Source organism: Xanthobacter cornucopiae (assembly GCF_043195065.2).
GTDB lineage: Bacteria > Pseudomonadota > Alphaproteobacteria > Rhizobiales > Xanthobacteraceae > Xanthobacter.
The window spans coordinates 1,227,818-1,245,858 of record NZ_CM195531.1 but is presented as its reverse complement, the minus strand read 5'-3'; the positions used below and the strand labels follow the sequence as shown (position 1 = coordinate 1,245,858).

Below are 18,041 nucleotides of genomic sequence, written 5' to 3'. Positions count from 1 at the left end.
GTCAGCGCGTGGCGTGCGGCGCAAGCGGGCGGGCGTGGCCGCGCGCGGGCTCGAAGGCGGTGGCGGCATAGGCGCGCAGGGGTCCTTCGCCGGCAATGGCCCCATCCGCCCGCAAGGCCAGGTAGCGCCCGCAGCACACCCGCAGGAACGAGGCGAAATTGTCGATGGCCCGGTCGGCTGCGCTCAATTCGTCCTGCAGCCGGACCAGCAGTTGCGACACGCTGAGCCCGTCCCGCGCGCCGATCTCCTCCAGCACGGTCCAGAAGAAGGCCTCCAGCCGCACGCTGGTGCTCATGCCGCCAAGCCGCACGGAGCGGGTCTGCATCTGCCACAGGTCGGGATCGGCTGAGGTGAAGAGGCTGCACATGGCGGGCTCGCTGTTGCGCATTCCAACGCCCCGGCGCACGCCCGGGGCGGGCTCGACCGACCGGCGTGCGCGCTCAACCCCCGCAGAGCGCGCACGCCTCTCGCCGCGTCGGCGACCTTAGCCCACGCCGGCGTTCAAAGGGAGATCCGCGTTCCGAGCAACACGAGGAATTGCGCGATGAACGCCGGATGCGCCGGCCAGGCTGGGGCCGACACGAGATTGCCCTCGGTGATGGCCTCGTCGACCGCGATCTTGGGATAGATGCCCCCGGCCAGCTCCACCTCGGGCTGGCAGGCCGGATAGGCTGAGCAGGTTCGCCCCTTCAGCACGCCGGCCGCCGCCAGCAGCTGCGGGCCGTGGCACAAGGCGGCAACCGGCTTGCCGGCCTCGAAAAAGTGGCGGACGGCGGCGATCACCGCCGGATCGAGCCGCAGATATTCCGGCGCCCGCCCGCCGGGCACCACCAGAGCGTCGTAGCTCTCCACCGCGATGTTGGCGAAGGTGGCGTTGAGGGTGAAATTGTGGCCCTTCAGCTCCACATAGGTCTGGAAGCCGATGAAGTCGTGGATGGCGGTGGCCACCTGGTCGCCGGCCGCCTTGCCGGGACACACCGCGTGCACCTGGTGGCCGACCGCCAGCAGCGCCTGGAACGGCACCATGATTTCGTAATCCTCGCCGAAGTCGCCGACGATCATCAGTATTTTCTTCGCGCCCATGGCATCCTCCCTCGCGGCTCACTGGCGAGCCGCGAGGAATGCTAGGCGAGCGCGCCGCGCCATGGGTGTTAGCCCGCTGTGGCACCCCGCCGGCGCGCGCTCACTGGCGTGCTTTCAGTGGAGCACGAACAGCCCGTCCACGGTGCGCAGCTCCGCCGGCTTGATGAGGCCGCAATGGGCCACCCGCACCGAATGCAGCCGCCCCTCGATCTCGCGCCGCCAGAACTCCAGGAACCGATTGAGCTCCGGGAACTTGGGGCACAGATCGTACTCCTGCCACAGGAAGCTCTGGAGCACCGAAGGATGGTCGGGCAGGTGATAGAGAATTTCGGCCGTGGCGAGGCCGTAGCCTTCCATCTGCAATCTGAAGTCGTTGGAAACGCCGTTCTGCGACAGTTCGGATGCACTCTTGGACGCCATGATGAAGACCTCCGTGGGCAATATCGAATGAACGGTGATCCGCGGGCGGGCCCGGCGCCGAGGGGGCCGGATCGCCCGGGGGATCACGTTTCGATTGTCGGCTCAACAGTGTCGCGGGGCCAAGACTAAAATTGTGTTTCCATGTGCAAAAACAATGAACTAGCAGCGATTGGCCAGGACTGCTGACACACCCCTGACGGCTGTGCCGTGGCGGCCCGTCCCGGTCGGCCGCCGGCGCCCCCGCCGCAACCTCTTCGCAATGCAGCATTTTGCCGGGTGCTAGCACTCCCGACAATCGAGTGCCAAAAAATGCGCGGGCCCTCTTGCGGGACCTTCCCGTCCCCCCTAGATGGGCGTTGAGCCGGGCCGTGGGTGCTCGGTGTCTGTAAAATAGGCAACCAACTGGAGGTTTACCCTATGGGTTTCCGTCCTCTGCACGACCGCGTTGTTGTGAAGCGCATCGACGCCGAGCAGAAGTCTGCTGGCGGGATCATCATTCCCGACACCGCCAAGGAAAAGCCCCAGCAAGGTGAAGTGATCGCGGTGGGTCCCGGCGCCCGCAACGAGAAGGGCGAGATCGTCGCCCTCGACGTGAAGGCCGGCGATGTGGTGCTGTTCGGCAAATGGTCCGGCACCGAGGTCAAGATCGACGGCCAGGATCTCCTCATCATGAAGGAGAGCGACATCCTCGGCGTGATCGAAGGCGCCGCCGGCGCCCAGAAGGCCGCCTGAGCCGCCCAGTCAACACCCGGCCGCGGCCCGCCCGGCGGGCCCGCCCCCTGACCATTCCCGGAACATTCGTCCCAAGCTGAAGGAGCACGGCACATGGCTGCCAAGGACGTGAAATTCTCCGTCGACGCGCGCGACAAGGTGCTGCGTGGCGTGGACATCCTCGCCAACGCGGTGAAGGTGACGCTCGGCCCCAAGGGCCGCAACGTGGTGATCGAGAAGGCGTTCGGCGCCCCCCGCATCACCAAGGACGGCGTCTCCGTCGCCAAGGAAATCGAGCTCGAGGACAAGTTCGAGAACCTCGGCGCCCAGCTGGTGCGTGAGGTGGCCTCCAAGACCAACGACCTGGCCGGCGACGGCACCACCACCGCCACCGTGCTGGCCCAGGCCATCGTCAAGGAAGGCTCCAAGGCGGTTGCCGCCGGCCTCAACCCGATGGACCTGAAGCGCGGCATCGACGTCGCGGTGGAAGCCATCATCAAGGACCTGGCCGCCAATTCCAAGCCGGTGACCTCGAACGAGGAAATCGCCCAGGTCGGCACCATTTCCGCCAACGGCGATTCCGAGGTCGGCGCCTTCCTGGCGGAAGCCATGAAGAAGGTCGGCAACGAGGGCGTCATCACCGTCGAGGAAGCCAAGTCCTTCGAGACCGAGCTCGACGTGGTCGAGGGCATGCAGTTCGACCGCGGCTACCTCTCGCCGTACTTCGTGACCAATGCGGAGAAGATGCGCGTTGAGTTCGAGGAGCCCTATATCCTCATCAACGAGAAGAAGCTGACCGGCCTGCAGGAGCTGCTGCCGGTGCTCGAGGCGGTGGTGCAGTCGGCCCGTCCGCTGCTCATCATCGCCGAGGACGTGGAAGGCGAGGCGCTGGCCACCCTGGTGGTCAACAAGCTGCGCGGCGGCCTGAAGGTCGCGGCGGTGAAGGCCCCCGGCTTCGGTGATCGCCGCAAGGCCATGCTGCAGGACATCGCCATCCTGACCGGCGGCACCGTGATTTCCGAGGAAGTCGGCATCAAGCTCGACAGCGTGAACCTCTCGTTCCTCGGCCGCGCCAAGAAGGTGGTGATCGAGAAGGAGAACACCACCATCGTCGACGGCGCCGGCGAGAAGGCCGACATCGAGGCGCGCGTCGCCCAGATCCGCGCCCAGATCGAGACCACCACCTCCGACTACGACCGCGAAAAGGCGCAGGAGCGCCTGGCCAAGCTCGCCGGCGGCGTCGCCGTGGTGCGCGTGGGCGGTTCCACGGAAGTGGAAGTGAAGGAGAAGAAGGACCGCGTGGACGACGCCCTGCATGCCACCCGCGCTGCGGTGGAAGAAGGCATCGTTCCCGGCGGCGGCGTGGCCCTGCTGCGCGCCATCAAGGCGCTCGAAGGTCTCACCGTCGACAATGCCGACCAGAAGACCGGCATCGAGATCGTCCGCCGCGCCATCCAGGCTCCGGCGCGCCAGATCGTGCAGAATGCCGGCGACGACGGCTCGGTGGTGGTGGGCAAGATCCTCGAGTCCTCCGACTACGCCTTCGGCTACAACGCCCAGACCGGCGAATACGTGGACCTGGTGAAGTCCGGCATCATCGACCCCACCAAGGTCGTGCGCACCGCGCTCCAGGATGCCGCCTCCATCGCTGGCCTGCTGATCACCACCGAGGCGCTCATCGCCGAGCTGCCGAAGAAGAACGCCCCCGCGGCCCCGGCCATGCCGGGCGGCGGCATGGACTTCTGAGGTCCACCCGACCTTCGGCGCCGCCCGGCGTAAAGTCGCAAGAGGGCGACCGGCAATAGCCGGTCGCCACGGGCGGCGGCATGGACTTCTGAGGTCCACCCGACCTTCGGCGCCGCCCGGCGTAAAGTCGCAAGAGTGCGACCGGCAACAGCCGGTCGCCACGGGCGGCGGCATGGACTTCTGAGGTCCACCCGACCTTCGGCGCCGCCCGGCGAAAAGCGCCAAAGCTCGACCGGCGACAGCCGATCGATGCGGGCGGCATGGAAGAGCGAATCGGACGGCCGGGCCTCGTGCCCGGCCGTCTCCTTTTCAGGGGCGGCGTCCCACCTCGTGCCGTCCCATCTTCGCGGCGGCGCGGACACCGGGGCCCTCCGCCCGCGCCAAAGCCGCTAGCCGCGGGCGCCTGTTCCAGATAGCGTCAGGCATCCGCACAAAAGCAGGTTGCCTTGCCCAAACGTCCCACCAAGTCGCCGTCCCGCCCCACCAAGACCCGCGCCAGCCGCAAGCGCGTGGCGGCTGAGCGCACGCGCGCCGAGGCGCTGGTGGTGGCAGCCCACGCCACCGGCCAGATGCCCACCCGCGAACAGGTGCTGGCCTTCATCGCCAGCCAGAGCGGCATCGTCGGCAAGCGCGAGATCGCCCGCGCCTTCGGCCTGTCCGCCGCCCAGAAGGTGGAGCTCAAAGCCCTGCTGCGCGACCTCGCCGACCATGGAACGGTGGAGCGGCGCAGCCGCAAGCTGCACGTGCCCGGCGCCCTGCCCGGCGTGGTGCTGGCCGACATCGTCAGCCGCGACGCCGACGGGGAGCTGGTGGCCCAGCCGGTGGAATGGGACACCGAGGCCCATGGCGAGGCCCCGCGCATCGTCATCCAGGCCCAGCGCCGCCCCGGCCGCGACGCCGGCCCCGCCCCGGGCCTGTCCGATCGGGTGCTGCTGCGCATCGTGGAGGGCGCCGGCGAGGGCTATGCGGGCCGCGTCATCAAGGTGCTGGAGAAGGCGCGCAAGCAGACGCTCGGCGTGTTCCATGCCCTGCCGAGCGGCGGCGGCCGGATCGTGCCCATCGACAAGAAGGCGCTGGGCCGCGAGCTGCAAGTGCCCCCCGGCGCCGAGCAGGAGGCGAAAGACGGCGACCTGGTTTCGGTGGAGCTGCTGCGCCAGCGCGTGTTCGGCCTGCCCAGCGCGCGGGTGAAGGAGCGGCTCGGCTCCGTCGCCTCCGAGAAGGCGGTGAGCCTCATCGCCCTGCAGGCCCATGGCATTCCCCATGCGTTCCCCGAGGCCGTGACGCGGGAGGCGGAAGCGGCCGCCAAGGTCACGGCGCGCGGGCGCGAGGACTGGCGCAAGCTGCCCCTCGTCACCATCGACCCGCCCGACGCCAAGGACCACGATGACGCCGTGCATGCCGCCGCCGACGACAGCGGCGACAATGATGGCGGATTCATCGTCACCGTCGCCATCGCCGATGTTTCCGCTTATGTGCGTCCCGGCACCGCCCTCGACCGCGAAGCGCTGCTGCGCGGCAATTCGGTGTATTTCCCGGACCGGGTGGTGCCGATGCTGCCCGAGCGCATCTCCAACGACCTGTGCTCGCTGCGCCCGCGGGAGGACCGGCCGGCGCTGGCGGTGCGCATGGTCATCGGCCGGGACGGGCGCAAGAAGAGCCACAGTTTTCACCGGGTCATGATGCGCTCGGCCGCCAAGCTCGCCTATGCCCAGGCCCAGGACGCCATCGACGGGCGCGCCGACGCGGCCACCGATCCGCTGCTGGAAGGCGTGCTGAAGCCGCTCTATGCCGCCTATGCCTGCGTGAAGAGCGCCCGCGACCAGCGCCAGCCGCTGGATCTCGACCTGCCGGAACGCCGGATCGTGCTGAAGGAAGACGGCACGGTGGACAAGGTGGTGGTGCCGGAGCGGCTCGACGCGCATCGGCTGATCGAGGAATTCATGATCCTCGCCAACGTCGCCGCCGCCGAGACGCTGGAGGAGAAACGCACCCCGCTCATCTACCGCGTGCACGACACGCCCTCGCTCGAAAAGCTCTCCGCCCTGCGGGATTTCCTGAAGACCCTGGATATCGCCCTGCCCAAGATCGACGCGGTGCGCCCGTCCCATCTCAACCGCATCCTCGCCCTGGTGAAGGACACGGATGTGGCGCCGCTGGTCAACCAGGTGATCCTGCGCAGCCAGTGCCAGGCGGAATATTCGCCGCTGAACTACGGCCATTTCGGCCTCAATCTGCGCCGCTACGCCCATTTCACCTCCCCCATCCGCCGCTATGCGGACCTGGTGGTGCATCGCGGGCTCATCCGCGCCATGGCCTTCGGCAAGGACGGCCTGCCCGAGGAGGTGACGCCGGAAGGCCTCGCCGAGGTGGCGGCCGCCATCTCCGTCACCGAGCGGCGGGCCATGGCGGCCGAACGGGAGACCGTGGACCGGCTTATCGCCCACCACCTGGCCAGCCAGATCGGCGCCGTGTTCAGGGGCCGTCTCACCGGCGCCACCAAGGCCGGCCTGTTCCTGTCGCTGGACGAGACCGGGGCGGACGGCTTCATCCCGGCCAGCACCCTGGGGGCGGATTATTATCGCTTCGACGAGGTGCGGCAGGCGCTGGTGGGCGACCGCACCGGCGAGATGCACCGCATCGGCGACCGGGTGGAGGTGCGGCTGGTGGAGGCCGCCCCGGTGGCCGGGGCGCTGCGGTTTGAGCTTCTCTCCGAAGGCACCTATGTAAAGGGTCCGCGCGGCCGGCCCGGGCCGGCGCGACGGTCCGGCGGAGCGAAGAGCGGCCCCGGCCGCGCGCCGTCCCGTGCCGGCGGCAGCCGGAACGGAAAGGGGCGAACCCGCCCATGAGCAGGCCATGATATCGAGCACGCCATGACATCCAGCGCCAGAACACCCGGCGCGCCGGCGGCAGCGACCCTGGCGCGCCCCTTTACGGAACGCCCCTTGGCGGAAGCCGCGCCCCGCGCCGTCCCCGCGGCGCTGCGGCGCGGCGCGCGCGGCCGGTGTCCCGCCTGCGGCGCCGGCCGCCTGTTTTCCCGCTACCTGAAGGTCGAGAGCTTCTGTGGCCGCTGCGGCGAGGAGCTCTATCACCACCGGGCCGACGATGCCCCGCCCTATGCGGTGATCCTGGTGGTAGGCCATGTGGTGGTGCCAGCGATGGTGCTGGTGGAGGAGCTGTTCCGCCCGCCGCTGTGGAGCCATCTGGCCCTGTGGCTGCCGCTGACGCTGGTGCTGAGCCTCGTCCTGCTGCCGCCCGCGAAAGGCCTGCTCATCGCCCTGCAATGGGCCTTGCGCATGCACGGCTTCGACCCTGCCAGCCCCGAACGCGAGCCGCCGCCGGCGGGCGCCGTTCGCCCCTCCTTCCCTCCCAGCGCGACGCCCCTTGCATCATGACCGACTTTGCCAGCCGACTGAGCGCCGCCGAGCGCGGACAGAACTCCCCCAACGTGCGCCCCAAGGATGCGGCCACGCTCATCCTGGTGGATCGCGACGGCCCGGCGCCGCGCGTGCTCATGGGCCGCCGCCACCCCAATCTCAAGTTCATGCCCAACATGTACGTCTTCCCCGGCGGCCGGCTGGAGCCGTTCGACAAGCTGATGCCGGTGCACGGGGTGGTGGAGGCCTTTAGCGAGCGCCGGCTCATGCAGGCGGTGCAGCGCCCCACCCTCGGCCGGGTGCGCGGGCTGGCCGCCGCCGCCATCCGCGAGATGTACGAGGAAACCGGCCTCATGGTCGGCACCAAGGACCTCGGCGCGCCGGCGGCCCCCTGCGACGACTGGCGCGCCTTCGAGCAGCGCGGCATCTTCCCCGACCTGGAGGCGCTCACCTTCGTGGCCCGCGCCATAACGCCGCCGCGCCGCCCCCGCCGTTTCGACACCCGCTTCTTCGTTGCCGATGCCGCAGCCGTGTGCGACGAGGAGCCGGGCAAGGTGGGCGAGGCATCGGAGCTGGTGGATCTCAAGTGGCTCACCTTCGAGGAGACGAAGGCGCAGGAGCTGCCCACCGTCACCCGCGTGGTGCTGGAAGAGCTGGCCGCGCGCATCGAGGCCGGCTTCCATCCCCGCCTCCCCGTTCCCTCCTATGCCATGCGGCACGGAAACTTCGTGCGCACGCTCCTCGACTGACCGGACTCCCTTCTTCATGCACGCGCCAAAGCCGCAGCCCGCCCAGATGAGCTGGGCGGCCTCGATCTCCGCTGCCATCTCCGCCATCGCCGTCGTCGGGGTGGGCATCAGCCTCTCCATTCCGCTGCTGGCGCTGGAACTCGAATCGCGGGGCGTCTCGGGTACCCTCATCGGCCTCAACACGGCGGTGGCGGGCATCGCCACGGTGGCGACCGCGCCGTTCGTGCCCTGGCTGGTGCGCCACCTGGGGGTGCGGGCGCTGCTGACGCTGGCCATCGCGGTCAGCGCGGCCAGCCTGCTGGCGTTCAAGGCGGTGCCGTCGTTCGTGGTCTGGTTTCCGCTGCGATTCGCCTTCGGGGCAGCATTGTGCGTGCTGTTCGCGGTGAGCGAGTTCTGGATCAACGCGGTGGCGCCGCCGCGCCGGCGCGGCCTCATCATGGGAATCTACGCCACCGCCCTCTCGGTGGGGGCGGCGCTGGGGCCGGTGATCCTGAGCGTGACCGGCACCGTCGGCTGGGAACCCTACCTCGCCGGCGCGGTGGTGCTGTGCCTGGGCGCCATTCCGATTCTGCTGGCGCGCGGCATGACCCCCCGCATCCACGACAGCGACCACCACGGTGTCCTGTCGTTCCTGCGCAAGTCGCCTACGGCGCTGCTGGCGGCGCTGGTGTTCGGCGCCATGGAAACCTCGGTCATGAGCTTCCTGCCGCTCTATGGCGTGCGCCTGGGGCTGGGCGACGCCGACGCCACCTTGCTGCTGACGGTGGCGGTGCTGGGCAATGTGGCGTTCCAGATTCCGCTGGGGCTGGTGTCCGATCGCATCGACCGGCGCGTGCTGCTGTTCCTCTGCGCCACGGTGGGCACCATCGGCGCGGCGATTCTGCCGGCGCTGCAGGTGGAAAGCCTCGGCTTCCTCGCCGCCGTGTTCCTGGCCACCGGCGTGGTGGGCTCGCTCTACACGGTGGGGCTCGCGCATCTGGGCGCGCGATTCCACGGCGCCGACCTTGCCTCCGCCAATGCGGCGTTCGTGATGTTCTACTCCCTCGGGCTCATCGCCGGGCCGCCGCTGGCGGGCAAGGGCATGGACATCTACAACCCGTACGGCTTCGCTTATGTCATCGCCGGCATGCTCGGCGCCTATGCCGTGCTGGTGGCGGTGCGCCTGTTTTTCGGCAGCGAAGCGCTGAAACCCCGCAGGCCTTGACAATGAAGGGCTGTTAGGGGCATTTCGAGGCATACGAGCCGCCGGACCGGCAGCGCGTGCGTGTTTCTTTTCGCCGGCATTCGGCTTGCGCGCCAGAACTTGCGCGCCACCAGCGGCACCAGGGATCAAGACATGGCCAAGGCTGCAACCATCAAGATCAAGCTCCTGTCCACCGCGGACACGGGTTCGTTCTACGTGACCAAGAAGAACTCCCGGACCAAGACCGAGAAGATCGTGCTGAAGAAGTACGATCCGGTCGCCCGCAAGCACGTCGAGTTCCGCGAGACCAAGATCAAGTGAGGCCCATGGGCGTATCGCCCATCGCTTCGTGAAGGACGGGGCGCCCCTGCGGCGCCCTTTTCTTTTGGCCCAGCGCTGGCGTGCCACCCATCGGCTGCCCAACCGCGCGCCCGGCTGGGCGATGCCCGGCGCCGGAACGGCCGCCGGCCTTCGCTTCAACCGCAAGGGGGCAGCAACAGCGGAAGCCCAGACCAGGCCCCAGGCCCAGGAACGCTTCGCCCACCGCGGCGCGGAAGAGGCAAGGCCGGGCGCACGGTTGACACCGGCGGGAGCAGAGCCCCGTGCGCAGCGGGAGCGACCATGCCGCGCCCCGCCAGCCAGAGGGCACCAACACGCCTCACGGAACGCTCCGACAGGGGCATGGGCCAGCGGACGGACGACAGAGGCAGGTCGAAAAGGCGAGCCCGGCCCCCAGCCCCCCTGCCCGTTCGTGCGCAGAGAATCAGAAAGGGCGAGCGGCGCGTCGCAGGCCCCCAGCCCGCCAGCGCTTCGCCCACCGCACCGCCGCGCAGGAGTGGCAAGGCGCACGGATGACACCGGCGGGAGCACACGCCCCGGGCGCCGCGGGGCGACCATGCCGCGCCCCCGCCAGCCGGGGCGGGCCAGCGGGCGGATGACAGGCGCGGACCGAAAGGCGAGACCTGCCCGTTCGCGCGGTGGGGATGATGTCCCGCCTCTATCGCCCGCCCGCCAGAGGGATTCGTCTTCGTCCTGAAGCAGGACCGCGCGCAAGTCAGAACCGCAGGGTGTCTGGGCGAGGGTAACGCAAGGAGGAAAAAGGCAAAGCCAGCACGCGACGGCCACTCCAAGAGGAACCAGCCGCGCCAAAAGATTAGGCCGCGCCAAGGCTTCGGTGGGCGCCGCCCGGTGGCAGCCCAGGACGCGCAGCCGCATCCGATGTTTCAGCCAATGCCTGCTGCGCCGGGTCGGGAGATGCGTCAGAGGCCGGACACGTCCGGCGCATGCTACGGATAGGTCGGAGCATTCCCGGTGGAGCGGAAAGCCGGCCGTCTGCAAGTTACTCGGGGTGCAGGACGGTGTCGCGCGAAGCAGTCTTGCGCGAGCCACAGTTTTTCGCGAGTCGCAATTTTTCGCGGGACAGAGGTGGCCGGTGGGGAACGCGCGGGGAGGCCTCCCGTCAGCGCTCGCCCACCGGCCAAACCCCACGGACCCAGGAGATGCGGCGGACCTGAGCACTCCGTAGGGTTGTCTCGAATTCGACGGCTCGACTTATCCGAGTCGCATTTGCGCCACTGATGCCGAGTCGCAGATTCGGTGCGCCTCTAGCGGTAGCCTTACACTTCTAAGTCGCCCAAAGTCTAGCGCAAGGACAACAAAAGGGAAAGAACTGGAGTCGACTCGGCGAGCGCGGGCGAAGATTCAACCCCCGGTGAAATGGCGAACGGTTTCCAGGAATTTCGCCACCGAGATCGGCTTGGAGAGATAGGCCTCGCAGCCGCCGGCACGGATTCGCTCCTCGTCGCCCTTCATGGCGAAGGCGGTCACCGCCACCACGGGAATCGCGCGCAGGTCCCGGTCGGCCTTCAGCTTCCGCGTCACGTCGAGCCCTGAGATCTCCGGCAGCTGAATGTCCATGATGATAAGGTCGGGCCGGTGGGCGCGGGCAAGGTCCACCGCCTCCACGCCGGTGCGCGTCTCGACCGTGCGGTAGCCATGAGCTTCCAGCAGATCATGGAAGAGCTTCATGTTAAGCTCATTGTCTTCCACGATCATCACCGTCTTCGACATCGGACGCCATCCCCGCTTCACGCTTCGCAGCCCATCGCGAACGTGCTGGAATGGGAACAGCTAGAGCCCAATCGTTGCGGAAGCGCAAATGCCAATTCAAGACAAACCCAAAGGCCTGCAAGCCCAGCGCGCCGCCGCCCAGGACGTCGCGGTGGCCGCTCTCTCCTTCATCGCCGCGGATGGCGAACGGCTGGTGCGCTTCCTCTCGGAAACCGGCCTTTCGCCCGCCACCCTGCGCGAGGCGGCGGGCAAGCCCGATTTCGGCGCGGGCGTGCTCGCCTACGTGATGTCGGACGAGCCGCTGCTGATCGCCTTCGCCGAGGCGCAGAAGCTCGAGCCCCGTCATGTGGTGAGCGCCTATGCCATCCTCGCCCCGGTGGAGGACCCCGACGCCCCGGCCCGCCCGCCCATGTAGCCCGCAACGGGTGACGGCGGCCCGGGGCCAGTTGCGCGTGGCCGGCGGGCGCGGCAGACTTGCGCCATGGCTCCCCTGCCCCAAGGACTGCCCCCGGGCTTCTGTCGCGACTGCCTCGCCGATGCGGGCGCCGGCGGGCGCTGCGTTGCCTGCGGCAGTCCCCGGCTTGCGCGCCACGACGAGATCGACACCCTCGCCGTCGCCCATGTGGATTGCGACGCCTTCTTCGCCGCGGTGGAGAAGCGGGACAATCCGGCGCTGGCCGACGTGCCGCTCATCATCGGCGGTGGCAAGCGCGGCGTGGTCTCCACCGCCTGCTACATCGCCCGCATCGCCGGCGTGCGCTCGGCCATGCCCATGTTCAAGGCGAAGGCCCTGTGCCCCGACGCCGTGGTGCTGCCCCCGAACATGGAGAAGTACCGCATCGCCGGACGCCAGGTTCGCGCCCTGATGCAGGCGCTCACGCCGCTGGTGGAGCCGCTCTCCATCGACGAGGCCTTCCTCGACCTCGCCGGCACCCAGGCGCTGCACGGCCTCAGCCCCGCCCGCACCCTGGCGCGGTTCGCGCGGGAGGTGGAGCGGCAGGTGGGAATCAGCGTCTCGGTGGGGCTCGCGCCCAACAAGTTCCTGGCCAAGACCGCGTCCGATCTCGACAAGCCGCGTGGTTTCTCCGTGCTCGGCGCCGCCGAGGCGCCGGGATTCCTGGCACCGCGCCCGGTCACCTTCATCTGGGGCGTCGGCGCGGCGTTCGGCGGCCGGCTCGCCCGTGACGGCTTCCACACCATCGCCGACCTGCAGCGGGCCGACGCCGCCGACCTTGCCCGGCGCTACGGGGCCGAGGGCCTGCGCCTCGCCCGCCTCGCGCGCGGCATCGACACCCGGGCCGTGGAGCCGCACCGGGAGGCCAAGAGCGTATCCGCCGAGACCACATTTGAAACCGACATCGGCGCCCTGCGCCCCCTGGAACAAACCCTGTACGGCCTTGCCGAGGAGGTCAGCACCCGCCTCAAGCGCGCCGACCTGTCGGGCCGCGCCGTGACGCTGAAGCTGAAGACGGCGGACTTCCGCCTGCGCACCCGCTCGCGCACCCTCGACAGCCCCACCTGCCTTGCCGGCCGCATCTATGCCAGCGCCCACGACCTGCTGGTGAAGGAAGCCGATGGCACCCGCTTTCGCCTGATCGGCGTCGGCGTCTCCGAGCTGGAGCCCGGCAGCGCCGCCGACCCGGCCGACCTGGTGGACCCCACCACCGAGCGCCTGAAGGCGGCCGAGAGCGCCATGGACGCCCTGGCCGCGAAGTTCGGGCGCGGCGCGGTCTCCCGCGGGCTGTTGCTCGATTCCGACGTCCGCCAGCGACGCAAGGGCCGGTGAGCACCCCGGCGTGGGCGCTACTCTTTCGCGCCGAGATCTGCTAGAGCCAGCCCTCGCCTGAGATTTCACGAGTGCTGCGATGATCCCCCGTTATAGCCGGCCGCAGATGGCCGACATCTGGTCGCCCGAAGCCCGGTTCCGCATCTGGTTCGAGATCGAGGCCCATGCCGCCGACGCTCTCGCCGAGCTTGGCATCGTGCCCAAGGAGGCCGCCGCCAAGATCTGGGAGCTGGGCGGCAAGGCCGAGTTCAACATCGACCGCATCGACGAGATCGAGCGGGAGGTGAAGCACGACGTCATCGCCTTCCTGACCCATCTGGCCGAATTCATCGGCCCCGAGGCCCGCTTCGTCCACCAGGGCATGACCTCGTCGGACGTGCTGGACACCTGCTTGTCGGTGCAGCTCGTGCGCGCCGCCGACCTGCTCATCGCCGACGTGGATGCCCTGCTGAAGGTGCTGGAACGCCGCGCCTTTGAGTTCAAGCTCACCCCCACGGTGGGCCGCTCCCACGGCATCCATGCCGAGCCCACCACTTTCGGCGTGAAGCTCGCCATCGCCAGCGCCGAGTTCCAGCGCAACCGCGCCCGGCTGGTGGCCGCTCGCGCCGAGATCGCCACCTGCGCCATCTCCGGCGCGGTCGGCACCTTCGCCCATATCGACCCGCGGGTTGAAGAACATGTGGCGGCAAAGCTCGGGCTCGCGGTGGAGCCGGTCTCCACCCAGGTCATCCCGCGCGACCGCCACGCCATGTTCTTCGCCACCTTGGGCGTGGTGGCCTCTTCCGTGGAGCGGCTCGCTACCGAGGTGCGCCACCTCCAGCGTACCGAAGTGCTGGAAGCGGAGGAGTATTTCTCGGAGGCCCAGAAGGGTTCCTCCGCCATGCCGCACAAGCGCAACCCGGTGCTCACCGAGAACCTCACCGGCCTGGCCCGCATGGTGCGCGCCTATGTGACGCCGGCGCTGGAGAATGTTGCCCTGTGGCACGAGCGCGACATCTCCCATTCCTCCGTCGAGCGCATGATCGGCCCGGACGCCACAGTGACCCTGGACTTCGCCCTGGCGCGCCTCACCGGCGTCATGGACAAGCTGGTGGTCCACACCGACAACATGCAGAAGAACATGGACAAGCTGGGCGGTCTCATCCACTCCCAGCGCGTTCTCCTGGCGCTGACCCAGAAGGGCGCCAGCCGCGAGGACAGCTATCGCCTGGTGCAGCGCAACGCCATGAGGGTCTGGCGCGGCGAGGGCGACTTCCGCACCTTCCTGCTCGCCGATGCGGATGTGCGCAAATACCTCTCCGAAGACGATATCAACGAGAAGTTCGATCTCGGCTACCACCTGAAGAATGTGGATACCATCTTCAAGCGGGTGTTCGGCCACGCCTGAAATCATCGGCCCCGGTTTCTGACCGGGGCCGCGCAAGCTTGCCCAACACCGCGCAGGCCTTCAACGCCATCGGCCTCAATCACGCAAAAGAAAAGGCCCGCCTAAAGGCGGGCCTTTTCTTTTTGCTTCTCACGCCGTCAGAGTGAGCCGATCAGAATGCCCACCATGAGTGCGATCACCGGCAGCCAGACCATGGCCACCGCCAGATCGCGACGGCCCCGCCGCCACATGGGCAGCGCGAGCAGCGGCGACAGGATGCAGACCGCCAGGGTCATCCCCCATCCGGTGACGGCGGCCAGCGCGCCGTTCGCCCCTTCCGGACCGCCGAAGACGAAGCCCGAGATGGCCAGCAGCACGATCACCAAAACGGCATCGGCGATCAGCCCCAGGCCGATCACCGCCTTCAGCGTCCAGGCCGGACCTTGCGCCGGCCGCGACCCGGGTGCCTCACCCTTGTCCTGCGCCACGCGCGGTCAGCCGATGGCCTTGTCGCGGATGGCGACACCCTTTTCTTCCAGGAAGGGCACCAGCTCACCCGACTGGAACATCTCGCGGACGATATCGCAGCCGCCGATGAACTCGCCCTTTATGTAGAGCTGGGGAATGGTCGGCCAGTTGGCGTAATCCTTGATGCCCTGGCGGATGGCGTCGCTCTCCAGCACGTTCACGCCCTTGAACGGCACGCCCACGTGGTCGAGAATCTGCACCACCTGACCGGAAAAGCCGCACTGGGGGAACTGCGGCGAGCCCTTCATGAAGAGGACCACGTCGCTGGACTTGACGATGCCTTCGATGTCTTCGCGAATGCCCATGAGATCCGTTCCAAGCTGGTGGGCCGAAACGCCGGCCCTGTCGCCTAAAGATCGACCCTGACCGGGCAAAGCGCAAGACCCGCCGCGGCAACAGCCCTGGGGATGGCGCCGCACCCCCGGGAGAGGGGAAAAGCTGTGCCGGCACAACAGGCCGGCGGCACCGCGCGGTTGCATGCACCGCACAGCGCTCCTGTCTCTGGCCCCGGTCAGGCCCGCTCAGGAACCGCCGTATGCAGGGCCAGGGCGTGCAACACCCCGCCCATGTTGCCCTGCAGCGCGGCATAGACCATCTGGTGCTGCTGCAGCCGGCTCTTGCCGCGGAACGCCTCGGAGACGATGCGCGCGGCATAATGGTCGCCGTCGCCCGCCAGGTCCTCGATCACCACTGAGGCATCGGGCAAGGCGGACTTGATGAGGGCTTCGATCTCACTGGCCTGCATTGGCATGGCTGACGTCTCCGCAGTCTGCGCGTGCGGCGCGTCCGTTCAGGACGCGCCCATGTAGATGGGCAACCACGTCTCGTGGCGATCCCGGAGCGATTCGACGGCGATGGCGCGGTCGCCGGGCAGCACCAGCCGGTCGCCGCCGGTCTTGCCCAGCTTCAGCACCGGCACGCCGGCCGCCTGGGCGTGGCGCACCACTTCCGCGCTCTGGCTGGTGGGCACGGTGACCACATAGCGCGCCTGATCCTCGCCGAACCACCACGCATAGGGGTCCATGCCGTCGGGCGGCGCCTCCAGCGAGGCGCCGATGCGGCCGGCCATGGCCATCTCGGCCAGGGCCACCAGCAGGCCACCGTCGGAGATGTCGTGGACCGCCGTGGCGATGCCGTCGCGGATGAGGGCGCGCACGAAATCGCCGTTGCGCTTCTCCGCCACCAGGTCCACCGGCGGCGGGGCGCCCTCCTCCCGCTCGCAGACGGTGGCGAGGAAGGCCGAGGCGCCGAGCCAGCCGGTGTTCTTGCCGATCAGCAGCACCAGCTCGCCCGAAGCCTTGAAATCGAGCGTCATGGCCTGGGCGAGGTCGTCGATGAGACCGACGCCGCCGATGGAAGGCGTCGGCAGGATCGCCTGGCCGTTGGTCTCGTTGTAGAGGCTCACGTTGCCGGAGACGACCGGGAAGTCCAGCGCCTCGCAGGCGGCGCCGATGCCCTTCACGCAGGCCGCGAACTGCCCCATGATCTCGGGCTTTTCGGGATTGCCGAAATTCAAATTGTCGGTGACGGCGATGGGCGTGGCGCCCACGGCGGTCAGGTTGCGCCACGCCTCGGCCACCGCCTGCTTGCCGCCCTCGAACGGGCCGGCCTCGCAATAGCGCGGGGTCACGTCGGTGGTGAGGGCGAGCGCCTTGGGGCCGTCTTCCACCCGCACCACGGCGGCGTCACCGCCCGGCTTCTGCACGGTGTTGCCGAGGATCAGGTGATCGTACTGCTCCCACACCCAGCGCTTGGAGCACAGGTCCGGCGAGGCGATGAGCCGCTCCAGCGCATCGGCCACCGACAGCGGCGTGCGCACGTCCTCCGGCTTGATGATCGGCCGGTCGGCGGGCTCCTTATAGGGCCGGTGATATTCCGGCGCCTCATTGCCCAGATCCTTGATGGGCAAGTCGGCTTCCACGACGCCCTTGTGCTTCACCACGAAGCGGAGGGTGTCGGTGGTGTGGCCGACGATGGCGAAATCGAGCCCCCACTTGCGGAAGATCGCTTCGGCCTCGTCCTCCTTGCCGTCGGCGATCACCATGAGCATGCGCTCCTGGCTCTCCGAAAGCATCATCTCATAGGCGCTCATGCCCTCCTCGCGGCAGGGCACGGCATCGAGATTCAGCTCCACGCCCAGGTCACCCTTGGCGCCCATCTCCACCGCCGAGGAGGTGAGGCCGGCAGCGCCCATGTCCTGGATCGCCACCACGCAGCCGGCCTTCATGATTTCCAGGCAGGCTTCCAGCAGCAGCTTTTCGGCGAAGGGGTCGCCCACCTGCACGGTGGGACGCTTCTCCTCCGCATCGGCGCCAAACTCGGCCGAGGCCATGGTGGCCCCGTGAATACCGTCGCGACCGGTCTTGGACCCGAGGTAGACGATGGCCCGGCCGACGCCGGTGGCGGCCGCGTAGAAGATCTCGTCGGTCTTGGCGAGGCCCACCGCCATGGCATTGACGAGGATGTTGCCGTTGTAGCGCTTGTGGAAGCCCACCGAGCCGCCCACCGTGGGCACCCCGAAGGAATTGCCATAGCCGCCGATGCCGGCCACCACCCCGGCGAGCAGGCGGCGGGTCTTGGTGTTGTGGCAGTCGCCGAAACGCAGCAGGTTGAGCGCCGCGATCGGCCGCGCGCCCATGGTGAACACGTCGCGCAGGATGCCGCCCACGCCAGTTCCCGCACCCTGGTAGGGCTCAATGAAGGACGGGTGGTTGTGGCTCTCCATCTTGAACACCACGGCGAGGCCGCCGCCGATGTCCACCACGCCGGCATTCTCGCCGGGGCCCTGGATGACCCGCGGGCCGGAGGTGGGCAGGGTGCGCAGCCACACCTTGGACGACTTGTAGGAGCAATGCTCGTTCCACATGGCGGAAACGATGCCAAGCTCCGTCAGCGTCGGCTCGCGGCCGATGAGCTTGACGAAATGCGCGTATTCGTCCGGCTTCAGGCCGTGCTCGGCCACGATGTCCGGAGTGATGCGGGGCGTGTTGGGAAGGGTCACAGCGGTTCGATCCGGGTTTGGGCG

18 protein-coding genes are annotated in these 18,041 nt (G+C 68.7%); 10 read left to right on the top strand and 8 right to left on the bottom strand.

Annotated features, from left to right (window positions below):
* Position 1 precedes the first annotated feature (1 nt).
* The 3 genes from V5F53_RS05560 to V5F53_RS05550 all read right to left on the bottom strand — a co-directional run bounded on the left by V5F53_RS05560 (position 2) and on the right by V5F53_RS05550 (position 1,503).
* Positions 2–367 carry a ribbon-helix-helix domain-containing protein gene (locus V5F53_RS05560; protein WP_393997311.1) on the bottom strand — a complete coding sequence of 122 codons (366 nt, stop codon included), beginning with the start codon at positions 365–367 and terminating at the stop codon, positions 2–4.
* A gap of 134 nt (positions 368–501) precedes the next feature.
* A complete protein-coding gene (locus V5F53_RS05555; protein WP_393997312.1) occupies positions 502–1,083 on the bottom strand; it encodes a DJ-1/PfpI family protein in 582 nt (193 codons plus the stop codon).
* A 114-nt stretch (positions 1,084–1,197) separates the two neighbouring features.
* A complete protein-coding gene (locus tag V5F53_RS05550; protein WP_393997313.1) occupies positions 1,198–1,503 on the bottom strand; it encodes an usg protein in 306 nt (101 codons plus the stop codon).
* 417 nt (positions 1,504–1,920) lie between these two features.
* Between V5F53_RS05550 and groES the strand changes: the two genes are divergently transcribed.
* The 7 genes from groES (at position 1,921) to rpmG (ending at position 9,587) form a co-directional block, all read left to right on the top strand.
* Positions 1,921–2,235 (top strand): co-chaperone GroES, encoded by a 315-nt coding sequence (groES, locus tag V5F53_RS05545; RefSeq protein WP_393997314.1) that lies wholly within the window; start codon positions 1,921–1,923, stop codon positions 2,233–2,235.
* A gap of 93 nt (positions 2,236–2,328) precedes the next feature.
* Positions 2,329–3,960, top strand: a complete 1,632-nt coding sequence (groL, locus tag V5F53_RS05540; RefSeq protein ID WP_393997315.1) for a chaperonin GroEL — start codon at positions 2,329–2,331, stop codon at positions 3,958–3,960.
* Positions 3,961–4,529: 569 nt separating this feature from the next.
* A complete protein-coding gene (gene rnr, locus V5F53_RS05535; protein WP_393997372.1) occupies positions 4,530–6,806 on the top strand; it encodes a ribonuclease R in 2,277 nt (758 codons plus the stop codon).
* A gap of 24 nt (positions 6,807–6,830) precedes the next feature.
* Positions 6,831–7,352, top strand: a complete 522-nt coding sequence (locus V5F53_RS05530) for a DUF983 domain-containing protein (RefSeq protein ID WP_393997316.1) — start codon at positions 6,831–6,833, stop codon at positions 7,350–7,352.
* Positions 7,349–8,083 (top strand): NUDIX hydrolase, encoded by a 735-nt coding sequence (locus tag V5F53_RS05525; protein ID WP_393997317.1) that lies wholly within the window; start codon positions 7,349–7,351, stop codon positions 8,081–8,083. Before V5F53_RS05530 ends, V5F53_RS05525 begins: the two co-directional genes overlap by 4 nt.
* A gap of 16 nt (positions 8,084–8,099) precedes the next feature.
* A complete protein-coding gene (locus tag V5F53_RS05520) occupies positions 8,100–9,287 on the top strand; it encodes an MFS transporter (protein ID WP_393997318.1) in 1,188 nt (395 codons plus the stop codon).
* Between the two features lie 132 nt (positions 9,288–9,419).
* Positions 9,420–9,587: a 50S ribosomal protein L33 gene (gene rpmG, locus V5F53_RS05515; protein WP_393997319.1), complete on the top strand. Its 168-nt coding sequence runs from the start codon at positions 9,420–9,422 to the stop codon at positions 9,585–9,587.
* A gap of 1,380 nt (positions 9,588–10,967) precedes the next feature.
* Here the strand turns inward: rpmG and V5F53_RS05510 are convergent.
* Positions 10,968–11,336, bottom strand: a complete 369-nt coding sequence (locus V5F53_RS05510; protein ID WP_393997320.1) for a response regulator — start codon at positions 11,334–11,336, stop codon at positions 10,968–10,970.
* Positions 11,337–11,424: 88 nt separating this feature from the next.
* On the opposite strand from V5F53_RS05510, the gene V5F53_RS05505 reads away from it, so the two are divergent.
* From V5F53_RS05505 to purB, 3 genes are all read left to right on the top strand, one after another.
* Positions 11,425–11,751 carry a DUF3572 domain-containing protein gene (locus V5F53_RS05505; protein WP_393997321.1) on the top strand — a complete coding sequence of 109 codons (327 nt, stop codon included), beginning with the start codon at positions 11,425–11,427 and terminating at the stop codon, positions 11,749–11,751.
* A 66-nt stretch (positions 11,752–11,817) separates the two neighbouring features.
* A complete protein-coding gene (locus V5F53_RS05500; RefSeq protein WP_393997322.1) occupies positions 11,818–13,122 on the top strand; it encodes a DNA polymerase IV in 1,305 nt (434 codons plus the stop codon).
* A gap of 79 nt (positions 13,123–13,201) precedes the next feature.
* A complete protein-coding gene (gene purB / locus V5F53_RS05495; RefSeq protein WP_393997323.1) occupies positions 13,202–14,509 on the top strand; it encodes an adenylosuccinate lyase in 1,308 nt (435 codons plus the stop codon).
* Between the two features lie 137 nt (positions 14,510–14,646).
* On the opposite strand, the gene V5F53_RS05490 is transcribed toward purB, so the two are convergent.
* The 4 genes from V5F53_RS05490 to purL all read right to left on the bottom strand — a co-directional run bounded on the left by V5F53_RS05490 (position 14,647) and on the right by purL (position 18,017).
* Positions 14,647–14,976 (bottom strand): hypothetical protein, encoded by a 330-nt coding sequence (locus tag V5F53_RS05490; RefSeq protein ID WP_393997324.1) that lies wholly within the window; start codon positions 14,974–14,976, stop codon positions 14,647–14,649.
* A gap of 6 nt (positions 14,977–14,982) precedes the next feature.
* Positions 14,983–15,321 carry a Grx4 family monothiol glutaredoxin gene (gene grxD / locus V5F53_RS05485; protein WP_393997325.1) on the bottom strand — a complete coding sequence of 113 codons (339 nt, stop codon included), beginning with the start codon at positions 15,319–15,321 and terminating at the stop codon, positions 14,983–14,985.
* A gap of 206 nt (positions 15,322–15,527) precedes the next feature.
* Positions 15,528–15,767 (bottom strand): BolA family protein, encoded by a 240-nt coding sequence (locus tag V5F53_RS05480; RefSeq protein ID WP_393997326.1) that lies wholly within the window; start codon positions 15,765–15,767, stop codon positions 15,528–15,530.
* A 39-nt stretch (positions 15,768–15,806) separates the two neighbouring features.
* On the bottom strand, positions 15,807–18,017 hold the full coding sequence (gene purL, locus V5F53_RS05475) for a phosphoribosylformylglycinamidine synthase subunit PurL (protein WP_393997327.1): 2,211 nt from the start codon (positions 18,015–18,017) through the stop codon (positions 15,807–15,809).
* Positions 18,018–18,041: the final 24 nt, after the last annotated feature.